This window comes from Bacteroidota bacterium, from assembly GCA_020161395.1.
Taxonomy (GTDB): Bacteria; Bacteroidota; Ignavibacteria; order Ignavibacteriales; family Ignavibacteriaceae; genus UTCHB3.
In genome coordinates this window covers 333,617-353,057 of record JAIUOE010000001.1, presented here as the reverse complement: position 1 = coordinate 353,057, position 19,441 = coordinate 333,617, and the positions used below count along the sequence as shown (strand labels likewise).

The window sequence follows — 19,441 nt, the reverse complement described above, 5'->3', positions numbered from 1 at the left end:
TGGCAGCGTGTGCAAAGCGCCAACCATGTAAAATCACGAAAGTGATTTGAATCGGGTTTTGAAAGTAAAACCCCTCAAGAGTTGCCCTGAGGGGCAAAAAAACCTGTTTGAATTTAGTTATTGATCGCGTCTGTTGTTATACTCGTTGACAGCCATCTCTTCCAGGTCACTTTTCATGGGTTCAGGCAGAATAACTCTGTCATACCACTGATTGTCTTTTCCTCTTTCTTTTGGAGGCCTTACAAAAAGACTTTCTCTTCCTTCAACAACCTGAAAACCTTTTAGTATGATGCCATCAGAAGTCTCAATGTCAAAATGAGCTTTGGTGTTGGTTGATCCGTTTGTCAGTGAAAACCTTGTTATTTTCATTGCACTTCTTCCTTGATAACTTGATAAATACCCGGAGATGTATGCGGCAAAAGAACTGTCCCCGTTTCACGGATGTTCCTCGATTCGAACACTCTCTCAAGACACATTTAACAACCGATAAACCATGCCGCATTAATATAAAATAATGTAATTAAGTTTATCGATTTTCCTCCCTGCAAAATACGAAATCTGTTCTTATTTCAAAGAAAAAAATTAAATAATTGTGAAATTTTCATTTTTAATTCTGAATACCGGCTATAAACCAAGCGATTTATCAGTTCGACAGATATTTGCCGGTGATGTTCCTGAACTCTTTCAGAGCCTCATCCACTTTTTCGATATCCTTTCCGCCTGCTGTGGCTGACTGGGGTCTTCCGCCTCCTCCGCCACCGAGAATCCGCGCTACATCGCCGACAATCTTACCGGCGGAGAGGTTTTTTCCTTTCACAAGGTCATCGGTAACCACACAAACGAGTCCGACTTTACCATCGAACACCGAGAGGAGTAGCCCGACACCCGATTTCATATGGTCTCTCAGATCGTCACCGAGCTGCTTCAATTCCTCGTTGCTCTCAGCTTCTATCTTCGCACTGTAAAGGCTTATTCCCTCAAAACTTACAGGATTGGCAACAACTTTTGAAATCTGCTGTTTCTTGAGTGAGAGTTTGAAATCAGCTATTTCTTTTTCAAGTTTTCGTTTCTCATCAAGAAGTTTGGCGATCGAATCGTTTGCCTCGTGAATTTTCTCGAATTGCGAGTTGATGAACCGTTCAACTCCCGCACCGGTTACAGCTTCGATTCTTCTTACACCGCTTGATATGGAGGACTCGGAGATGATTTTGAAAATTCCAATTTCGGATGAATTCCGAACATGTGTTCCGCCGCAGAATTCAATTGATTTGTCACCAAACTGAACCACATTCACCAGATCGCCATATTTGTCGCCGAAGAACATGAGAGCACCCATTCCTTTTGCTTTCTCTATAGGCATGTTTCTGTGGTGTGTCAGAGGGATGTTCTCCCTCAAAACTTCATTTACCTGTGCTTCGATGTCGGCGAGCTCTTCTTTGGTTACCTTCCCAAAATGGGAGAAATCGAATCTTAGTCTGTCGGGACCCACATAGGAACCCGCCTGCTGGACATGTGAGCCGAGCGTTTTCCTGAGAGCCGAGTGCATGAAGTGGGTTGCAGAGTGATTACGCATGATATCCCATCTTCTTTTGCGGTCAACTTCAGCGATTACTTCCATTCCTGTATCAACGAGAACACCCGATTTGTTGTCAACCACATGAATAACTTTTCCTTCGTTTTTGAGGACATCCTCCACTGCAAGGCTGTTCTCTCCAATGCGAATGATACCCGTGTCATCAATCTGACCACCGGCTTCCACATAAAACGGTGTTTTGTCGAGGATTACCAGTTCAGCATCGCCTTCCCGTTTTAATCCCGTAATGGTAGCAATATCCGACAGCGATTCGTAACCTGTAAAAGCTGTGTTGTCGTTACTGATGGTCTCGAAGTTGTCGAGTCCGCCTGCGATGATGTTTACAGTGCCGATTTTGGTTTTTGTTGCTTCACGGGCTCTTTCCCTCTGCTCAGCCATGTGCTTCTCGAAACCTGCTTCATCTACCGTAAAACCCTGCTCCGAAGCGATTACTCTTGTGAGATCGACTGGGAAGCCGTAAGTGTCATAAAGTTTGAAGGCATCAGCACCGGGGATCTCTTTGATTCCCTGTTTCGAAAGATGTGCAGCGATTTCCTCAAAGTGATGGATGCCTCTGTCGAGGGTTTTGTTGAAACTTTCCTCTTCGCTTTTTATGATTTTCTTAACAAACTCTTTGTTTTCCACGATTTCAGGAAACTGGTGCCCCATCTGTGCGGCAAGTGTATCCACAAGTTTGAAAAGGAAGGGGTTGTTAAGATTAATTTTTCTTCCATACCTTGCGGCTCTTCTGAGGATCCTCCTAAGAACATAACCTCTTCCCTCGTTGCTGGGGACGGCGCCGTCTGCTATCGCAAATGAAAGGGTTCTGATGTGGTCAGCTATTACTCTGATCGGTACAATGTCATCTTTGGACGCATAGCTTGCGCCGGAAATATTTTCGATCTCTTTAATGAGTGGCTGGAAAACATCGGAGTCGTAGTTTGATCTCTTCCCCTGAATTACAGCTACAAGTCGCTCAAAACCCATACCTGTATCCACATGTTTTGCGGGGAGTTCGTGCAGGACACCGTTTTCATCCCTGTTAAACTGAATAAACACGAGGTTCCAGATTTCAATACATTCCGGTGAACCCGCATTAACCAGGGAGGCATCTTCATAGTTGTCACTCAGGTTAATGTGGATTTCGGAACAGGGACCGCACGGACCCGTTTCACCCATCTCCCAGAAATTGTCTTTTTCGTCAAATTTCAGGATGTGGGAGGGGTTAATGTCAGTCACTGTTTTCCATATCTCAAGAGCCTCGTCATCAGTTCTGTAAACTGTCGCATAAAGTCTTTCTTTCGGGAGTTTCCAGACATCGGTCAGAAGTTCCCAAGCCCAGGCGATCGCTTCTTTTTTGTAATAGTCGCCAAATGACCAGTTGCCGAGCATTTCAAAGAGGGTGTGGTGATAGGTGTCGTGCCCCACTTCTTCGAGGTCGTTGTGCTTGCCCGAAACGCGGATACACTTCTGAGTATCAGCAGCACGGGTATATTCCCTTTTACCTGTTCCGAGGAAAACATCCTTAAACTGGTTCATACCTGCGTTGGCGAAAAGAAGTGTCGGGTCATCGTAAGGAACCACTGGGGCGCCCGAAACGATTCTGTGTTGTTTTGAAGCGAAAAAGTCTAAAAACTGCTGTCTGATCTCTTGAGATGTCATATTTCTTTATTTAAGTTTAAATTTCTGGTCTTTTGTAATTGTCTTCTTAGTGAATTTGTCTGTTATTCTGATTTTTGCCGTGTACTCACCCGAATCAGCAGGTTGAATGTAAAACTGCACATCCATTTTGGTGTCGGGTTTGCTTTCGTCCTCGGTACCGAAATCGAGTTCTTCGAAGGTATCCAGTTTTTTACCATCGGGAGCGATAAGGTCAACCGAGAACAGAACTTCCCGTTTGAATTTCTCTCCATCGGGATTTTCTGTATGTCCCTTCACTATCACGGGGATATTGATCTCCCATTGCTGGGCAGTGCTGTCAATAAGCATCGGATACACTTCGGTTTTTACAATGGCAAAAACCCTTTCTTCACTTTTGCACCCTGAAATCAGAATTAAAGAGGCAAACAACGGAATAATAAAATGAAGTTTTTTCATTCTGACACATCCTTTTTTATAAACAAACGGAATGGAGAAAAATAAAGTTTCTCACATTCCGTTCATTAAAATGATTAAAACGGCTTTTTATGCGTTTTTTTTCTTGTAATCGTTGAGGAAAGCGACCAGATCCACAACACCCTGTAACGGGAATGCGTTGTAAATGGAAGCTCTTAAACCGCCAACCGAACGGTGACCTTTAAGTCCGTCGAATCCCGCAGCAGTAGCCTCAGCGATAAGCTGTTTCTCGAGTTCGGGGGTCGGAAGATTAAAGGTGACATTCATTAACGATCTGCTGCCGGGGAGAGCGTGAGCCCTGTAAAACCCATTGCTGCTGTCGAAACAATCATAAAGCAATGCAGCTTTTTTCTTGTTGGTCTCATACATTGCATCGAGTCCGCCATTTTCCAGGAGATATTTTGCAACCAGGTCGATAATGTAAATTCCGAAGGTGTTCGGAGTGTTAAACATCGAGTCGTTTTCGGTGTGTGTCTTATAATTCAGCATGGTTGGCAGAGAGTCCTGTGATCTTTCGAGCAGGTCTTTTCTGATGATTACCAGGGTAACGCCCGAAGGTCCGATATTTTTCTGTGCACCCGCATAAATGAGAGCGAATTTACTTACATCGATTTTTTTATACAGGATATCCGAAGACATGTCGCAAACCAGAGGTACACCCCCGGTTTCGGGGATATAATCGAACTGGGTACCGTAAATGGTATTGTTGGAAGTGTAGTGAACGAAAGCTGCCTCAGGATCGAGCACGATGTCGGATTGTTTCGGGACATGATTAAAGTTTGAAGCCTCGGCAGTATAGGATATATTAACGGTTCCCACTCTTTTGGCTTCTTTCACGGCTTTTTTAGCCCAAACACCGGTCACAATGTAATCAGCCTTGTTTACAGGGGGCATTAAGTTCATTGGTACCATCGAAAACTGAAGGCTTGCACCCCCTTGGAGGAAGAGAATATCATAATTTTCGGGTATATCGAGTAGTTTTCGCAAACCGTCCTTTGCAGATGCAAGAATGGCTTCAAAAGTTTTTGATCTGTGGCTGATCTCGAGAATGGACATGCCAACTCCGGGAAGCATAAAGAGGTCTTCCTGGGCTTTTTTAATTACAGGCTCTGGCAGAATTGCGGGACCTGCACTGAAGTTATATATTCTTTTTTCCATATCCGTATTCCTTTGTTGTTTTTTTAATCCGTTCCTATTCCACTTCGATGAGGTGGGTAAGGAGTCCGTCTCTCAATTTTGGTTCGAACCAGGTTGATTTAGGGGGCATCACTTCGCCTGCATCGGAGATTTTCATCAAATCTTCAACGGTTACAGGGTAGAGAGAGAAAGCCACGCCGAATTTACCCGAGTCCACTAATTTTTCAAGTTCTGCAGTTCCACGGATGCCGCCGATAAAATCGATTCTTTTGCTCGTTCTCGGGTCATCCACTCCAAGCACGGGTTCGAGAAGAAAGTTTTGCAGGATGCTTACATCGAGTGTATCACCCACTGAAGTTGCGCCCTTCAGCACTCCATCAGCATAATGGTCACCGGTAAGTTTGAGTCCGTACCACTTTCCGTCGAGGTACATGCTGAATTCACCTTTTTTCGCAGGTGAAGGGATACCGTTATCCGTCACTTCAAAATTCTGCTGGATTTTTGTGAAGAAATCTGAAACGGAGTTGCCATTCAAATCAATCACGACACGGTTGTAAGGGAGTATTTTCAATTCCTCAGCAGGGAAAAGGACGGCAATAAAGAAGTTATAATCTTCCGAACCTCTGTGAGCGGGATTGTTCTCTTTCGCAACCGCTCTTGCTCTCGAAGCTGACGCGGCTCTGTGGTGACCGTCGGCAATGTAGAGATTTTTTACTTTTCTTATCTCTTCGACGATCTTTCCGTTGTTTTCAAGGGGTATCTGCCACACTTCATGACGGATTCCATCGGGAGCGGTAAAATCATACAGCGGTGCGGTCAATCTGATGATATCAGCCACAAGTGAATTGACGCTTTGCACACCTTTGCAGGTAAGGAAAACCACTCCGGTTTGGGCACCGGTGGTAATAATGTGGTTCGTTCTGTCGTCTTCTTTAACCTTGCGTGTTTTTTCATGCTTCAGGATTATGTCGTTGTCATAGTCATCAACAGAAAATGTAGCTGCAATTCCCGTCTGGCTCCGTCCATCCATCGTCAGGCGATAGAGATAAAACGAAGCGTCCTTCTCCTCAATCAGAGGGGCGGAAGCTGTTATGTTTGCAAGATTTTCTTTTGCTTTTGTGTATATCTCTGTTGCATACGGATCCTGTGAATTCGGGAATTCAAGTTCCGACCGTGTAATTCTCAAAAAACTGAGTGGATTTCCTTCCGCAAGGTTCCTTGCTTCGTCAGTGCTTACTACATCGTAAGGTACGCTTGCTACCTGCTCGGCTACTCCTTTTTCGGGTCTCAATGCCCTGAATGGTCTTATGACCGCCATTTCGTATAACTCCTTTAAAAAATATATTAATGGAACCTCTAAATAACAAAATTTTTATGAATTGTAATAATTTTCAGGAGGAGCGGAGAAATAGTTATGAACTACTATCTATGATCTATGAGCTGGTTGAAACCTCCAGTTTCGGAAAAGGAGCGACAATCGTCCCGATTGTCCTGCCAACAAATTTATAATATGGGAAAACTCGCCCGGTCAAGTGCCATGTTCGTAAAATAGATGAAACATCCCCCCCCACACCGCTTCCCTCGAAGAGGGATAAATGTTTGTAGAAATAATGCATACCCCCCCCACACCGCTTCCCTCGAAGAGGGATGAATGTTGGTAGAGAAACGGAGCGCAAATTCCCCAAATAGCCCTTCGGGCGACATATGGGCAGGGGACGCAGATACGCGCGGAATGGACGGATTTTCGCAGATGAGATATTATGATTTCGGAAAAGGAGCGACAATCGTCTCGATTGTCCTGCCGACAAATTTATAATATGGGAAAACTCGCCCGCTCAAGTGCCATGTTCGTTAAATAGATGAAACATCCCACACTACCACCGCTTCCCTCGAAGAGGGATAAATGTTTGTAGAAATAATGCATACCCCCACACCTTTTCCCTCGAAGAGGGATGAATGTTGGTAGAAATAATGCATACCCCCCCACACACCGCTTCCCTCGAAGAGGGATGAATGTTGGTAGAGAAACGGAGCGCAAATTCCCCAAATAGCCCTCCGGGCGACATATGGGTAGAACACAGCGACCAAATCCCAAGAAAGCCCTTCGGGCGACATATGGGCAGGGGACGCAGATACACGCGGATTAGACGGATTTTCGCAGATAAGATATTATGATTTCGGAAAAGGAGCGACAATCGTCTCGATTGTCCTGCCGACAAATTTATAAAATGGGAAAACTCGCCCGGGCGAGTGCCATGTTCGTAAAATAGATGAAACATCCCACACCACCACCGCTTCCCTCGAAGAGGGATGAATGTTGGTAGATATAATCCATGCCCTCCATACCGCTTCCCTCGAAGAGGGATGAATGTTGGTAGAAATAATGCATACCCCCCCACACCGCTTCCCTCGAAGAGGGATGAATGTTGGTAGAAACAACAGCGACTACTCCCAAGAAAGCCCTTCGGGCGACATATGGGTAGAAAAACAGCGACCAAATCCCAAGAAAGCCCTCCGGGCGACATATGGGCAGGTAAAGCAACCGTTTTTTGTTAAAACGAATATCTTTTGTAAATTTACCGGAGGGAAAAATCATTAAAATGATGATTTCCTTATTTTTTTCTTTTCAATGTTTAATACTGAAAAATTATACAAAATGACGATTAAAGAGTATCTGGAAAACATCTCAAAGCGTTATAAAACCGGTATCTCACGAGAGCATGCCTATCGTGGTGATCTTCAACTGCTTCTTGAGAGCATGGTGCCTGATGTACTCGTGACAAATGAACCTGCAAGAATTAAATGTGGTGCACCTGATTACATCATCACAAGAGAAAATATCCCTGTTGGTTTCATTGAAGCAAAGGATATTGGTATTGATCTCTCCCACAAAAATCTTAAAGAACAATTCGACAGATATCGCAACTCACTCAATAATCTCATTTTCACTGACTACCTCGACTTTCATTATTATATAAATGGAAAATTTGTCAGTTCGGTTAAACTTGCCGATTTGCACGACGGGAAAATTGTTGTTCTGAGAGAAAACTTCTCCCGGTTTACCGACTTGATCACCAATTTCTGCCTGAAAACAGGCCAGACAATCACCAGTTCCAAACAACTTGCTGAAATGATGGCATCAAAAGCAAGGATGTTATCAGATGTTCTGGAAAGGTCTCTTGAAAATGATGATCTGGAAAATGAGGACTCATCCCTCAAAGATCAAATGAACGGTTTTAAGGAAGTGTTGATTCATGATATTGGGAACAAGGAATTTGCCGATATTTATGCTCAGACCATTGCGTATGGTATGTTTGCTGCACGATATCACGACCCCACCCTTGAAAATTTTTCACGGCAGGAAGCTGCTGAACTTATCCCTAAAACCAACCCGTTTCTTAGAAAACTGTTCAATTATATTGCGGGACCTGATATAGATGACAGAATTAAATGGATAGTGGAATCTCTCGCCGATGTTTTTCGAGCCACCGATGTACAGGAGCTCATGAAAGATTTTGGTAAAGTTGATAAAAAAGAAGACCCCGTTATCCATTTTTACGAGAATTTTCTTGCGGAATATGATCCCTCACTTCGGAAAGCCAGAGGAGTCTGGTACACACCTGCTCCCGTGGTCAACTTTATTGTTCGTGCGGTTGATGATATCCTTAAAACAGAATTTGGACTTAATGAAGGGCTTTCAGATACATCCAAAACAAAGATTAAAGTGGATTTTCAAGGGAAAAAAGTTGAACAGGAGGTTCACAAAGTTCAAATTCTCGATCCTGCTGCCGGCACGGTTACATTTCTCGCTGAAGTGATTAAGCACATTCATAAAAAATTTGAAGGGCAAAAGGGAGTATGGAGCAACTATGTCGAGAATCATCTTATTCCCAGATTAAACGGCTTCGAAATTTTGATGGCAAGTTATGCCATGGCACATCTGAAACTGGATATTCTACTAAAGGAAACAGGTTTCAAGCCAACAAAAGAGCAAAGGTATCGTGTCTATCTCACGAACAGCCTCGAGGAGTATCACCCCGACACAGGGACTCTTTTTGCAAAATGGTTGAGCAGTGAAGCAAATGAAGCAAACTTCATCAAAAGAGACACTCCCGTTATGGTGGTTATCGGAAATCCTCCATATTCCGTAAGCAGTAGTAACAAGGGAGCATGGATAGAACGGCTCGTTGCTGATTACAAAAGAGAACTGAATGAAAGAAATATTCAACCGCTTTCCGATGATTATATCAAGTTCATTAGATTTGGTCAACATCTGATCGACAAGAACGGGGAAGGGATTTTAGCGTTCATCACCAACAACAGTTTTATAGATGGACTAATCCACAGAAAAATGAGAGAATCGCTACTTCAAAGTTTTGACAAGATTTACATTCTCGATCTTCACGGCAATGCCAAGAAAAAAGAAAAAGCTCCTGACGGTTCAAAGGATGAAAATGTTTTTGATATTATGCAGGGCGTTAGCATCAATCTTTTTATTAAAACAGGTAAGAAAATAGGGAAATATGGGCAAATTTTGCATTCTGAAATTTTCGGTATTAGGGATATTAAATATGCTCAACTATTGGGTATCAGTCTTCCTGAGCTAAATTGGCAACTCATCCCAATAGGTGATAGTAACCATTTTTTCACGCCAGTAAACTATATGGAGATGTCAGATTACCAGTTATTTTTTCCCTTAAACAAGATATTTGAAAATTACAATACCGGGATTGAGTCCGGCAGGGATTCCCTTTTTATTGATTTTGACAAAAAGGAATTAGCTGAAAGAGTGGAATTTGTTTATCGAAATCTGGACGACCCAAAATTGATACAAAAATATGATATAAAGAACAATAGTAATTTCCCAATGATTGAAAATATAAAAAAAACAAATTTTGGGAAAGAACACATTAAAAGGGTACTCTATCGGCCATTCGACTTGAGGAGTCTGTACTATAATCCTACTGTTCTAAGGCGTCCCAGTTTTGCGACTATGAAACATTTTGAAGAGAATAATTTGGCTCTGACTTCATGTAGGCAGCAAAGCACTTTTGATTTTCAACATATTCTGGTTAGTAATACAATTACGGAAAGATGTACAGTTTCCCTTCAGACTAAAGAGACGGGATATGTTTTCCCACTTTACATTTATGATAACCATACCGATTCAACTACAAAAATTAAATTCAATGAAACAGAGAGGTGCTATAGACAACCGAATCTAAATTTGGTAATCGTTTCACAAATTGCGGACAAACTTAGACTAACCTTCACTCCGGAGAAAGAGGAAACCGAAGGTACCTTTGCCCCGATCGACATACTTGATTATATATACGCAGTTTTGCACTCTCCAAAATACAGAACAAAATACAAAGAATTTTTAAGAATAGATTTCCCAAGAGTGCCCTATCCGACCGATGCGGAATCATTTTGGGAAATGGTTAAACTTGGCGGCGAACTGAGACAGATTCATCTGCTTGAGAGTCCAACAGTCAGTCAATATATCACCCGTTATCCTATTGAGGGAGACAACGAAGTCGAAAAGATAACTTATCAGGATCAAAAGGTTTTTATTAATAAAACTCAATATTTTGAGGGTGTGCCACAAACAGCCTGGGAATTTTATATCGGTGGATATCAGCCTGCTCAAAAATGGCTAAAAGACCGGAAGAGCAGAATTCTAAACTTTGAAGATATCTTTCACTATCAGAAAATTATAGTCGCCTTGACAGAGACAGACAGACTTATGAAGGAGATAGATGAAGTGTTTGAGGTTTAGAAACTTTGACTTTATTTGCGATATTGTTTTTGTATTAAGATTGTAAAGTAGATTCACACGGAATGCTAGACTTTGCATGCTCTTTAGCTAAAAGGATGAAGTTTAATAGTATTTTCAGATATGATTAGGTATTATTTATAAAAAAAGGAAGTTTTATGAATTACAATGAAATTAGATATTTTCCTGATCGGTTTTACGCAGGTCTTGATGGGGTGAAAACAAAAGATATTCGATCATTAAATCGGGATATTGGATTCAAGAAGAAACATGCCCCAATCTTTCATGAGTATTATCATTATTTGATTAATCTTTCAACTTGTGCCGGAGTTCGACAATTTAGCATTAACTTTTTTGACAGGTTTAGAATAATTACTCGAATGGCCTCAGTTCTGGGTATTAACGCTTTCCCAATAAATAGCAACAAACATAAATTAACCTACGATGATGTTCGCTATTGGAAAGATGTTTGTAAATTTTTGAAAGAGGATGATATTGATAGGGATCTTGCGAAAAGATTCGGGAAAAACTTTCCAAGCTTTAAAATAACAAAAATCGAGCGAATTCGAAAAGATAACAAATTCAAAATAAATGGCATAAAGAGAATTGGGACAACAACTAGGATAAAAGTTCACATTTCTGATTGTTACGAGCGTGATTCATTTTATTTGACATTTGGAGCATTAGATGAATTCTTTTGTACTGCAATTGATGAGTATTTTTTTAGTCAAGATCTATCAACTCTTACCTCTGAATTCCTTTTAAATCGACCATACTATCCGTATAGATGTCTTGAAGCTTTCCTAAATTATTATCTCGAATTCCGACCCACTATAATAGAAAAAATATTAATAACATATACTGCACTAAATTCTAAGAATCCCGCAGATTCTTTTATAAGTATACTTGAAGGAATAAAAACGGTTGGAGAGAATGTGTTCAGGAAAGACCCAGAAATTTTTTTAAGAAAAGATGCAAGCTTGAAACTTGTCAGTATCGAAATAGTGAACTATATTAAAAGATTTAAGAATGAAGCAAAATCACAAGGGAGGTCTAAAATCGTGGAGGCTACGGGTTACTTTTGTGACATTTTCGAGAAGGCACTTTTATTGAGACAAACAGACCCTTTCTATTTTATTCGTCCATTTCTTGAAACGAATTCTCAAAATCATATAGATATCGATAATTTTAACAAGTCTTTTTTTGATATCCTTGAAAAATTTCCTCTTCCAATAATATTAATGAATAAATCACTTTCAGATTTTAATCGAAAGAGTAATTCATTAGAATTTACCTGTTTACTATTGGCAACATATGAAATTTTGGAGAGTCTGGATGTGGAAAGAATCGCCAAACGTGATAAGAATTTTTTAGATATATATACTTATCCAGACTGCAATAGTGACTGTGATGATTATAATTCAATTTCTTTTCCACCAAAGAATATTTTCCATTCAGCTCTGAATGAATTGGGATTATTAAAATTATATGATAATATGCCTAAACAACAAAACTTAGAGGGTACTTAAACCAGCTATTTACAAACGGAAAAAATAGCAGACAAAAAACTTACATCAAAAACACTATTATGGAGGTATTTGTGAGATCATTAGGATTCGATTTTCAAAAAGGCAACATTAGGTTTTGTCTTCTTGAAGGTTCTAAATCAAGTCCAAAACTTGTCTTAAAAGAAAGAGTGATAATAAATCCAACTCCTTGTATTCCTGAATACATGGACAGATTTGATTCGATATTTAGACAGATAATAAAGGCTCACTCACCTTCAAAGATTGGATATCGCCTTTCGTTAGGACCAAACAAAGAGCAAATTCACAATCTAATTTTTCCTGCAGCACTTCTTAATAACATCAGCTATCAGGAAGGGATCAGTTGTATAGAGTATGTAAAACAGAATTTCACCTCAACGAAATTTGGGTTACCAAAGGGACTAAATATGTTCGATTATTGCGATGATCATTTTGGATGTCATCCACCGTATTGGGACGATAATCAAAAAAACGCTTTACTATCTGCATGGTTGTGCCTATAAAATTGAGGGTTGATTAAATGGAAATTGGTAAGTATCAGATAATCTGTTCGCTTGGAGAAGGGCAGTTCGGCCAAGTATTCAAAGCATTCGATCGTGCAATCGAGCAAGAAAAAGCAATAAAAGTGATAAACATCGATTCTGATGAACAAATAACATCGGTCTTGAATGAAGCAAGATTGCTGAACAAGTGCAAACATAAACATATTGTTAAGATAAATGAAGCAGATGTATATGAATCGGAAGGTCGAAAGGTAGTAATTATTGATATGGAATTCATAGGGGGTGGTTCCTTAGAATGTCAATTAGCAAATACGTTTGTTTCGATTAAAGAGGTCAGGAAAATATTCATAGATATACTATTCGGCCTTGAGTTCGCTCATTCAAAAAGTATATTGCACCGCGATGTTAAACCTGCCAATATAATGATAGATAAGAACTACGCCAAGCTATCGGATTTTGGATTAGCAACTATTCTAGCTACTAAAACTTTAAATTCAATAGTTGGTTACACCACCCATCTAGCTCCTGAAATAATAGTTAATGGAACAACGACTCTTCAGTCAGATATTTATGCTGTGGGAGTATCATTATTTCGAGCGCTGAATAATATTGCGAATTGGAGAGAAAGAATAAATCAAATTGGTGATATAGGAGAAAGGTTAAAAAGCGGAACTCTATTAGAAACATTGGGATACGAAAGTTACATTCCAAAGAAAATGAAGGCCATTATTCGAAAGGCAACAAATCTTGAGGTGAATAAGAGATTTTTATCTGCCTCTCAATTCAGAAATGCTCTTGAATCGCTTAAACCCGATATCGAATGGCATAGAATCACCATTGATAAATGGACAGGTGAACTTCCTGAAAAAGGATTAATCACTGCGGAAGTAATTCAGACTGGGTGTCAATATACAGTACAAATTAAAAAAAATAATCGCCGAATTTTAGCTCTATGCCAATCATTTGATGACCTGGGCAAAGCAATTGCATACCTTCAAAATTATGTCGCCGAAACAACATTCAACTAATCTATCGGTTTTATCTTCTAATTTACTTCAACACTTAGAGCTTCTTGTCCAGACACCAAAGTTACCTCTAAATACCTAAAACATCACTCTATTGCAAACAATTCCCAAAAAATGTAAAAAATAATTTGGTTTTTCAAAAATAAAATACATTTTTGCATATTACTTACAAAAACAGGTTTTATTATTTATGTTGCTTGAGTTTAGAGTCAGGAACTATCGTACTTTTAAGGATGAGGTTGTTTTTAGTATGATAGCCTCCAATTACGATAAGTCAGAAAGAGAATCGGAGAATGTCCGATATGACGACAAGTTCAAACTTAGGATACTAAAGAGTGCAGCGATATTTGGTGCTAATGCCTCTGGTAAGAGCAAGTTTGTTGAAGCACTGTCGTTTGTTCGTTGGTTTGCTTTGAATTCGTTCCAGTCGCTAAAGAATGGTGACCCGATACAAGTAAATCAGCATCTGCTTAGTAAGGAGACCTCAAAAAAGCCATCCGGATTTGAGTTGGTTTTCCTCCAGGATGATACGATTTATCGATATGGATTTGAAGTCGATACGGTTAGAGTTGTTAAAGAATGGTTGTGGAAAAGAGAGAATCGGAAAGAGGTTATGATATTTAACCGTGATGGTGAAGAGGTTAATGCTCATCCGGCCTTGTTTAAGATATTCAGGAATGAATTTTTTAAGCCATTAATCCGTTCAAATTGTCTTCTGCTTTCCAGCGCTGCGCAAGCGAATGATGTTAATGTCGAAAAAATAATGCAGTGGTTTAGAAAGTTGAGGATTCTGTCCGGTATTGATTCAAGTTTCCAGGAGAAAATGACTGTTTCTAATTCAATGAATCCCGAAGTTAAAAAGAAGATACTTCAATTTCTGATATCAGCAGACATCGGTATCGTGAATTTCAATATAAAGAATTTGTCGCTGGATAAAACTGATGATTTCGACCCGACAATTGAGCCGTCCGGTTTTGTAAAAGTGAATAGCCTTCCTTCAGTTTTGGAAGGGGTAACTACAACTCACCTGAAGTTCGATGAGAAGAATGGTTCTGCAGAGGAGATAGAATTCTCAATGATAAATGACGAGTCGGGTGGTACCAGGAAATTTTTCTCTCTCGCCTATCCGATTGTTGAGGCATTGGCAGACGGAAACACTCTGGTGGTGGATGAACTTGACTCCGGTTTACACCCCAATTTAACTGAAAAAATCGTTGAACTATTTAATTCGATTGGAAATGTCACCGGAGCACAATTAATATTTAATACTCATGGCAGTAACATTCTCAGTTCAAAACTTTTAAGACGGGATCAGGTTTGGTTCATAGAAAAAGATCTTTTCGGAGCGGCAAAATTGTATTCGCTTTCAGATATACAGGTTCGCAAGAACGACAGGTTCGAAAAGGAGTATCTGGAAGGGCGATATGGTGCAATCCCGTATTTGGCAGAAATGAGCGATTTTTTTGGCAAACATAGTCGTTAAAAATACATTTGATATTCTCAAAAAAGTACTTATATTTGTACTTATTAATGTAAATAAATGAGAAAACAATGATACTTGCAAATTTTAGTGAGTTCAGGTCCAACCTGAAAAACTACCTGGACAGTGTTGAGAACGACAACGAAATTTTATTCCTTAAGAGAGCAACAGGTAAAGGATCGGTTGTCATGTCCATAGAGGAATATAATTCAATTATGGAAACGCTCCATTTATTAAAATCGAGAAAGACTACTGCTCGAATTCTGGAGTCTTTGGCTCAAATTGAATCTGGTGATGTTGTGACTGTAACGGAGTTAATTGATTAATGGAAATAGTCTTTTCTAAAAAAGCCTGGGAAGATTACACCGATTGGCAGACAGAAGATAGAAAAGTACTCAAAAAAATAAATGATCTGATTAGAGAAATTCAACGAACACCTTATGAGGGAACCGGAAAACCTGAGGCTCTTCGTTATGAATTGGCGGGTTTGTGGTCGCGAAGGATTACTCAAGAACACAGACTTGTATATAAAGTCGTGGATGATAAGATATTTATTTTGGCCTGTAAGTTTCACTACGATTTATTATAGATCCTAGTTTTTGTTTATACAAAACGAGTTAATAAAGTTGTTGCGAAGATGTTCTACCTGCATTTAATTGAATTTTAATCAGTTAGTCCGAAAAACAGGCATGTTCCCGACATTAATGTCGGAAAGTGAATTATGTTGTCTGATCAGAGTGAAATTTGGAAAACACTGAGATTAACTTCCTTACCATTTTCAATCCTCCCCCCCAAATTGAACCATCCTCCAAAAATATATGTTATAACATATAATTACTAACACGGAGAGAAAAATGAACCTGAATGACATCAAGAACATCCAAAACACGCACAAGTCGACGGATAAGATGCCTGTATTGTTTGTGGGACACGGGAGCCCGATGAATGCGATAGAGGAGAATGAGTTTTCAGCAGGGTGGAGAAAGGCGGGAGAGACACTTCCGAAACCCTCGATGATCCTTTGTGTGTCGGCGCACTGGGAGACTTACGGCACATATGTGACTGCGGTACCGAAGCCGGAAACAATCCATGATTTTTACGGATTCCCGAAGGAGCTGTTTGCGGTTCAGTATCCGGCTCCGGGAAGTCCCGAGCTGGCAAATGAAATAAAAGACGGGGTAAAATCCACGGAAGTGGGGCTCGATGAGAAGTGGGGTCTGGATCATGGTGCGTGGAGCGTGATAAAACATATGTACCCGAATGCGGATGTGCCGGTGGTTCAGCTCAGTCTCGACCGGCGGCAGGGTCCCGAATATCATTATGAACTTGCAAAGGAGCTCTCATTTCTGCGTCGTAAAGGGGTTCTGATTGTCGGGAGCGGCAACATGGTTCACAATCTTCGTGTAATTGCATGGGACAGGATGAACGAAAGTGAGTATGGCTACGACTGGGCATATGAAGCTGATTCTCAGTTGAAAAAAACAATCGGAAACGGTGATTACAAAAGCCTCTTCGATTATTCAAAATTTGGGAGAGAGATGAATCTCGCAGTTCCGACACCGGAGCATTTCCTTCCTCTCCTCTACACTCTTGGCTTAAAGGAAGAGGAAGAAAAAATCTCATGGTTTAACGACAAACTGGTTCTCGGCTCCATATCGATGTCGTCGTTGATGATCGGATAATCCCGCGAACAACTGAGCATTATAACCCGGACTTGATGGATACCGGGGACGGACGGTTAGCTGTTTTTGAACGATTTCAACTGTTCCAGGTATTCCATCGACTGAATCAGGTGGTCTCCGCCTGCCAGCATAACCACTTTTCTTACCCATGGCACTTCGACATTTTCCGGTGTGAGTTTTGTGAAGAGCCAGACTACAGGTATTAGAAGGACTGCTCCGAGAATGATATTGCAGTAAAGCCAGGTTTTGTCGCCGTGTACCCAGATGTCCACATTAAAAAAGAGAGCAAATCCGAGAATGATGTAAACCAGGAAAAAGGGGATCTGCAGAATTGAAATTCTCAGCCAAAAGAGAAAGCGGGTCTGCAGTTCCGTGAGAATGCTCTGATTGGTTACAACATCCCTGTTGAAATCAAATTTCAGAATGAGGAGCAACTGTCGCACTGATGCGAAAATAATCGCTACGGAAAAAACCGCAATCAATGAGGCTGATATTACGATAGAAGGAGAAGACAGATTGTTTAACAGAAAGCTCACCAGGAAGTTCAGGGTAATCAGTCCGATAAAAAGTTCGAAGCATGTGCGAATGAAGTAGTAACGCATGCCGTTTTTTCGATTTATTCCTTTAACTTTCCCGGTTATTGCAGGATTTCCACCCGAATCAAGTTGTTTGTCGAATTCCGCCATCAGTTCGTTGAGTGCCTTGTCTTCCATATTATTCTCCTTTATAGCTGTCGAATTTTTGTTTTAATAGTTGTTTTATTCTGCCGATTTTTGTGCCGGCATTTGAGACAGAAATACCAAGTATATCGGCAATCTCCTCGTGCTTCTTTTTTTCAAGGTAAAGCAGCATCAAAGCCTTGTCGAGTTCCTTTAGTTCGGAAATAAACTTTTCGAGCAGAGCCAGTTTGTTTTCGCGGTTTTCTTCTCCGGAAGCCGGGATATTGTGAAGATTTTCATCGTATTGTGTGAAGAAATTTCCCTTCGTCCGGTTTTTCCTGTAATGTGAAATGGCGACATTAAGAGCTATTCTGTACATCCATGTTGAAAATTTTTGATTTTCGTCGAACTTTGGAAACGCATGCCAAAGTTGAATCGAAATCTCCTGGGACAGATCAGCCTTGTCATCGGGTGATTGTCCATAGAGATTGGAAATCTTCCGGATGATGCCGTAATTTTGTTCGAGTAACTTTTCAAAAGCTGATTCGTTCTTAATCATTTGTTATTTTCTTTGCTGCTGTTGCACTGTAGCCAAAGGAATTGAAGTGCAAACAGGTGCACGGATTTATATTCATTGAATTCATTTCCAAAATTTAGATATTTACTGTTACATTATTCGCATGAGTTGAATAAAAATCACACTTTGGGTTTTTGGAACCTTTTCACCCCGCAATCAGATTTAAACCAATATGAATAAACTCCACCCGAAACTCGCATTAAGCCTGATTCTGACAATCGTTCCTGCAATTGTTTTCAGCGGATGTGTATCCCTGAATGATTTCGACCGAACGACAATGACGATGAAGATTGACACCCTTAAAACGGTAAAGCCGGGCTGGAAGGGTACACCCGTGGATGAAAGCGGCAGATTTCAGAATCATGAGTTTCCGGCTGATCAGGATTTCAACAGATTTTTCCTCTGGCAGGCATGGGGAAATCCCGAAGCTGAAGCAAAGAAAAAAGATACATTCAGGATGAAAACGGTGGATGCCACACAGTTCCTGAAAAACAGGGAAGAGGGGGTGGTTCTGGTCGGGCATGCATCATTTTTGATAAGGATTGGCGGTAAAACAATTTTGACAGATCCTGTACTTACAGCACCGACTGCTTTTCACATCAGATACAGCCCCCTCCCGTTTAAAACAGAAGATCTGCGCGGGATTGATTACATCTTCCTTTCGCACGACCATCGTGACCACATGGATGAGGAGAGCCTGAAACTGATCTACAAACAAAATCCGGATGTGACCATACTTACCGGACTTCGTACAACTCCCCTGTTGCTTGAATGGCTTCCCGGAGTGAGGGTGATGGAAGCGGGCTGGTATCAGGAATATTCACTCGGTTTGAAGGAGTTGTCGGTAATTTTTCTCCCTTCGAGGCACTGGAGCCAAAGGGGACCATTCGACAGAAACCTCCGGCTTTGGGGTGCATATCTGATAAAATCGGGAGAGACAAAGATTTACTTCGGCGGCGATTCAGGATACGGAAGTCATTTTAAGGAGGTCGGCGAGCTCTTCGGCGAGGTGGATATCGCGATGATAGGAATCGGGGCATACAAACCGAGATGGTTTATGCATCCAAATCACACTTCACCACTTCAGGCACTGAGGGGTGCAAGGGAGATGAAAACCAAAAATTTAATCCCGATGCACTACGGAACCTTCGCAATGGGGGATGAACCGATTGGTGATCCTCAACGGACGATAATCAGAGAATACAACAAAAGGAAGTACAAATTCAGGCTATTAATCCCCAATCCGGGTGAAATAATCAAATTTGAGAAAAAATAATTGAAAAAAAAGAAGAAAAATGAAATTTTTCGCTTGCATATTAAATTAATTGCTTACATTGACCCATTGAAATCAATTTTTTAAGCAGAAG

Annotated in this window: 17 protein-coding genes; 9 read left to right on the top strand and 8 right to left on the bottom strand. The window is 40.7% G+C overall.

Going from position 1 to position 19,441, the window contains the following annotated elements; translation table 11 throughout:
* Positions 1-117: 117 nt before the first annotated feature.
* The 5 genes from LCH52_01420 to LCH52_01400 form a co-directional block, all read right to left on the bottom strand.
* On the bottom strand, positions 118-369 hold the full coding sequence (locus tag LCH52_01420) for a hypothetical protein (protein ID MCA0387133.1): 252 nt from the start codon (positions 367-369) through the stop codon (positions 118-120).
* A 274-nt stretch (positions 370-643) separates the two neighbouring features.
* A complete protein-coding gene (gene alaS / locus LCH52_01415) occupies positions 644-3,235 on the bottom strand; it encodes an alanine--tRNA ligase (GenBank protein ID MCA0387132.1) in 2,592 nt (863 codons plus the stop codon).
* Between the two features lie 6 nt (positions 3,236-3,241).
* Complete coding sequence (locus tag LCH52_01410) at positions 3,242-3,670, bottom strand: hypothetical protein (GenBank protein ID MCA0387131.1); 429 nt, start codon at positions 3,668-3,670, stop codon at positions 3,242-3,244.
* Between the two features lie 87 nt (positions 3,671-3,757).
* Positions 3,758-4,846: a 3-phosphoserine/phosphohydroxythreonine transaminase gene (gene serC / locus LCH52_01405; GenBank protein MCA0387130.1), complete on the bottom strand. Its 1,089-nt coding sequence runs from the start codon at positions 4,844-4,846 to the stop codon at positions 3,758-3,760.
* A 34-nt stretch (positions 4,847-4,880) separates the two neighbouring features.
* Positions 4,881-6,143: a DUF1015 family protein gene (locus LCH52_01400; GenBank protein ID MCA0387129.1), complete on the bottom strand. Its 1,263-nt coding sequence runs from the start codon at positions 6,141-6,143 to the stop codon at positions 4,881-4,883.
* 333 nt (positions 6,144-6,476) lie between these two features.
* Between LCH52_01400 and LCH52_01395 the strand changes: the two genes are divergently transcribed.
* Positions 6,477-6,641: a hypothetical protein gene (locus LCH52_01395; protein MCA0387128.1), complete on the top strand. Its 165-nt coding sequence runs from the start codon at positions 6,477-6,479 to the stop codon at positions 6,639-6,641.
* 405 nt (positions 6,642-7,046) lie between these two features.
* Here LCH52_01395 and LCH52_01390 read toward each other — a convergent pair whose 3' ends face one another.
* Positions 7,047-7,214 (bottom strand): hypothetical protein, encoded by a 168-nt coding sequence (locus LCH52_01390; GenBank protein MCA0387127.1) that lies wholly within the window; start codon positions 7,212-7,214, stop codon positions 7,047-7,049.
* A gap of 267 nt (positions 7,215-7,481) precedes the next feature.
* On the opposite strand from LCH52_01390, the gene LCH52_01385 reads away from it, so the two are divergent.
* The 7 genes from LCH52_01385 to ygiD all read left to right on the top strand — a co-directional run bounded on the left by LCH52_01385 (position 7,482) and on the right by ygiD (position 16,838).
* Positions 7,482-10,604: an N-6 DNA methylase gene (locus LCH52_01385; protein ID MCA0387126.1), complete on the top strand. Its 3,123-nt coding sequence runs from the start codon at positions 7,482-7,484 to the stop codon at positions 10,602-10,604.
* Between the two features lie 155 nt (positions 10,605-10,759).
* The gene (locus LCH52_01380; protein ID MCA0387125.1) at positions 10,760-12,130 is read left to right on the top strand and encodes a hypothetical protein; all 1,371 of its coding nucleotides are present in this window, start codon (positions 10,760-10,762) and stop codon (positions 12,128-12,130) included.
* Between the two features lie 538 nt (positions 12,131-12,668).
* Positions 12,669-13,679: a serine/threonine protein kinase gene (locus tag LCH52_01375; GenBank protein MCA0387124.1), complete on the top strand. Its 1,011-nt coding sequence runs from the start codon at positions 12,669-12,671 to the stop codon at positions 13,677-13,679.
* 187 nt (positions 13,680-13,866) lie between these two features.
* On the top strand, positions 13,867-15,159 hold the full coding sequence (locus LCH52_01370) for an ATP-binding protein (GenBank protein ID MCA0387123.1): 1,293 nt from the start codon (positions 13,867-13,869) through the stop codon (positions 15,157-15,159).
* A 68-nt stretch (positions 15,160-15,227) separates the two neighbouring features.
* The gene (locus LCH52_01365; GenBank protein ID MCA0387122.1) at positions 15,228-15,482 is read left to right on the top strand and encodes a type II toxin-antitoxin system prevent-host-death family antitoxin; all 255 of its coding nucleotides are present in this window, start codon (positions 15,228-15,230) and stop codon (positions 15,480-15,482) included.
* Positions 15,482-15,745, top strand: coding sequence for a Txe/YoeB family addiction module toxin (locus tag LCH52_01360; GenBank protein MCA0387121.1), 264 nt, complete (start codon positions 15,482-15,484; stop codon positions 15,743-15,745). The genes LCH52_01365 and LCH52_01360 overlap by 1 nt, the downstream gene beginning before the upstream one ends.
* A 265-nt stretch (positions 15,746-16,010) precedes the next feature.
* Complete coding sequence (ygiD, locus tag LCH52_01355) at positions 16,011-16,838, top strand: 4,5-DOPA dioxygenase extradiol (protein MCA0387120.1); 828 nt, start codon at positions 16,011-16,013, stop codon at positions 16,836-16,838.
* Positions 16,839-16,894: 56 nt separating this feature from the next.
* Here the strand turns inward: ygiD and LCH52_01350 are convergent, their stop codons facing one another.
* Together LCH52_01350 and LCH52_01345 are read right to left on the bottom strand one after the other, a co-directional pair.
* Positions 16,895-17,551, bottom strand: coding sequence for a hypothetical protein (locus LCH52_01350; GenBank protein MCA0387119.1), 657 nt, complete (start codon positions 17,549-17,551; stop codon positions 16,895-16,897).
* Between the two features lies 1 nt (position 17,552).
* The gene (locus tag LCH52_01345) at positions 17,553-18,056 is read right to left on the bottom strand and encodes a sigma-70 family RNA polymerase sigma factor (GenBank protein ID MCA0387118.1); all 504 of its coding nucleotides are present in this window, start codon (positions 18,054-18,056) and stop codon (positions 17,553-17,555) included.
* A 190-nt stretch (positions 18,057-18,246) separates the two neighbouring features.
* Between LCH52_01345 and LCH52_01340 the strand changes: the two genes are divergently transcribed.
* Positions 18,247-19,350, top strand: a complete 1,104-nt coding sequence (locus LCH52_01340) for an MBL fold metallo-hydrolase (protein MCA0387117.1) — start codon at positions 18,247-18,249, stop codon at positions 19,348-19,350.
* Positions 19,351-19,441 lie beyond the last annotated feature (91 nt).

Coding starts and splice junctions, on each gene's coding strand:
- LCH52_01420 (MCA0387133.1), bottom strand. CDS start 369: ATGAAAATAACAAGGTTTTCACTGACAAACGGATCAACCAACACCAAA.
- LCH52_01340 (MCA0387117.1), top strand. CDS start 18,247: ATGAATAAACTCCACCCGAAACTCGCATTAAGCCTGATTCTGACAATC.
- ygiD (MCA0387120.1), top strand. CDS start 16,011: ATGAACCTGAATGACATCAAGAACATCCAAAACACGCACAAGTCGACG.
- LCH52_01370 (MCA0387123.1), top strand. CDS start 13,867: ATGTTGCTTGAGTTTAGAGTCAGGAACTATCGTACTTTTAAGGATGAG.
- LCH52_01380 (MCA0387125.1), top strand. CDS start 10,760: ATGAATTACAATGAAATTAGATATTTTCCTGATCGGTTTTACGCAGGT.
- LCH52_01350 (MCA0387119.1), bottom strand. CDS start 17,551: ATGGAAGACAAGGCACTCAACGAACTGATGGCGGAATTCGACAAACAA.
- LCH52_01390 (MCA0387127.1), bottom strand. CDS start 7,214: ATGCATTATTTCTACCAACATTCATCCCTCTTCGAGGGAAGCGGTATG.
- LCH52_01345 (MCA0387118.1), bottom strand. CDS start 18,056: ATGATTAAGAACGAATCAGCTTTTGAAAAGTTACTCGAACAAAATTAC.
- alaS (MCA0387132.1), bottom strand. CDS start 3,235: ATGACATCTCAAGAGATCAGACAGCAGTTTTTAGACTTTTTCGCTTCA.
- LCH52_01400 (MCA0387129.1), bottom strand. CDS start 6,143: ATGGCGGTCATAAGACCATTCAGGGCATTGAGACCCGAAAAAGGAGTA.
- LCH52_01410 (MCA0387131.1), bottom strand. CDS start 3,670: ATGAAAAAACTTCATTTTATTATTCCGTTGTTTGCCTCTTTAATTCTG.
- LCH52_01395 (MCA0387128.1), top strand. CDS start 6,477: ATGTTGGTAGAGAAACGGAGCGCAAATTCCCCAAATAGCCCTTCGGGC.
- LCH52_01385 (MCA0387126.1), top strand. CDS start 7,482: ATGACGATTAAAGAGTATCTGGAAAACATCTCAAAGCGTTATAAAACC.
- LCH52_01360 (MCA0387121.1), top strand. CDS start 15,482: ATGGAAATAGTCTTTTCTAAAAAAGCCTGGGAAGATTACACCGATTGG.
- serC (MCA0387130.1), bottom strand. CDS start 4,846: ATGGAAAAAAGAATATATAACTTCAGTGCAGGTCCCGCAATTCTGCCA.
- LCH52_01365 (MCA0387122.1), top strand. CDS start 15,228: ATGATACTTGCAAATTTTAGTGAGTTCAGGTCCAACCTGAAAAACTAC.
- LCH52_01375 (MCA0387124.1), top strand. CDS start 12,669: ATGGAAATTGGTAAGTATCAGATAATCTGTTCGCTTGGAGAAGGGCAG.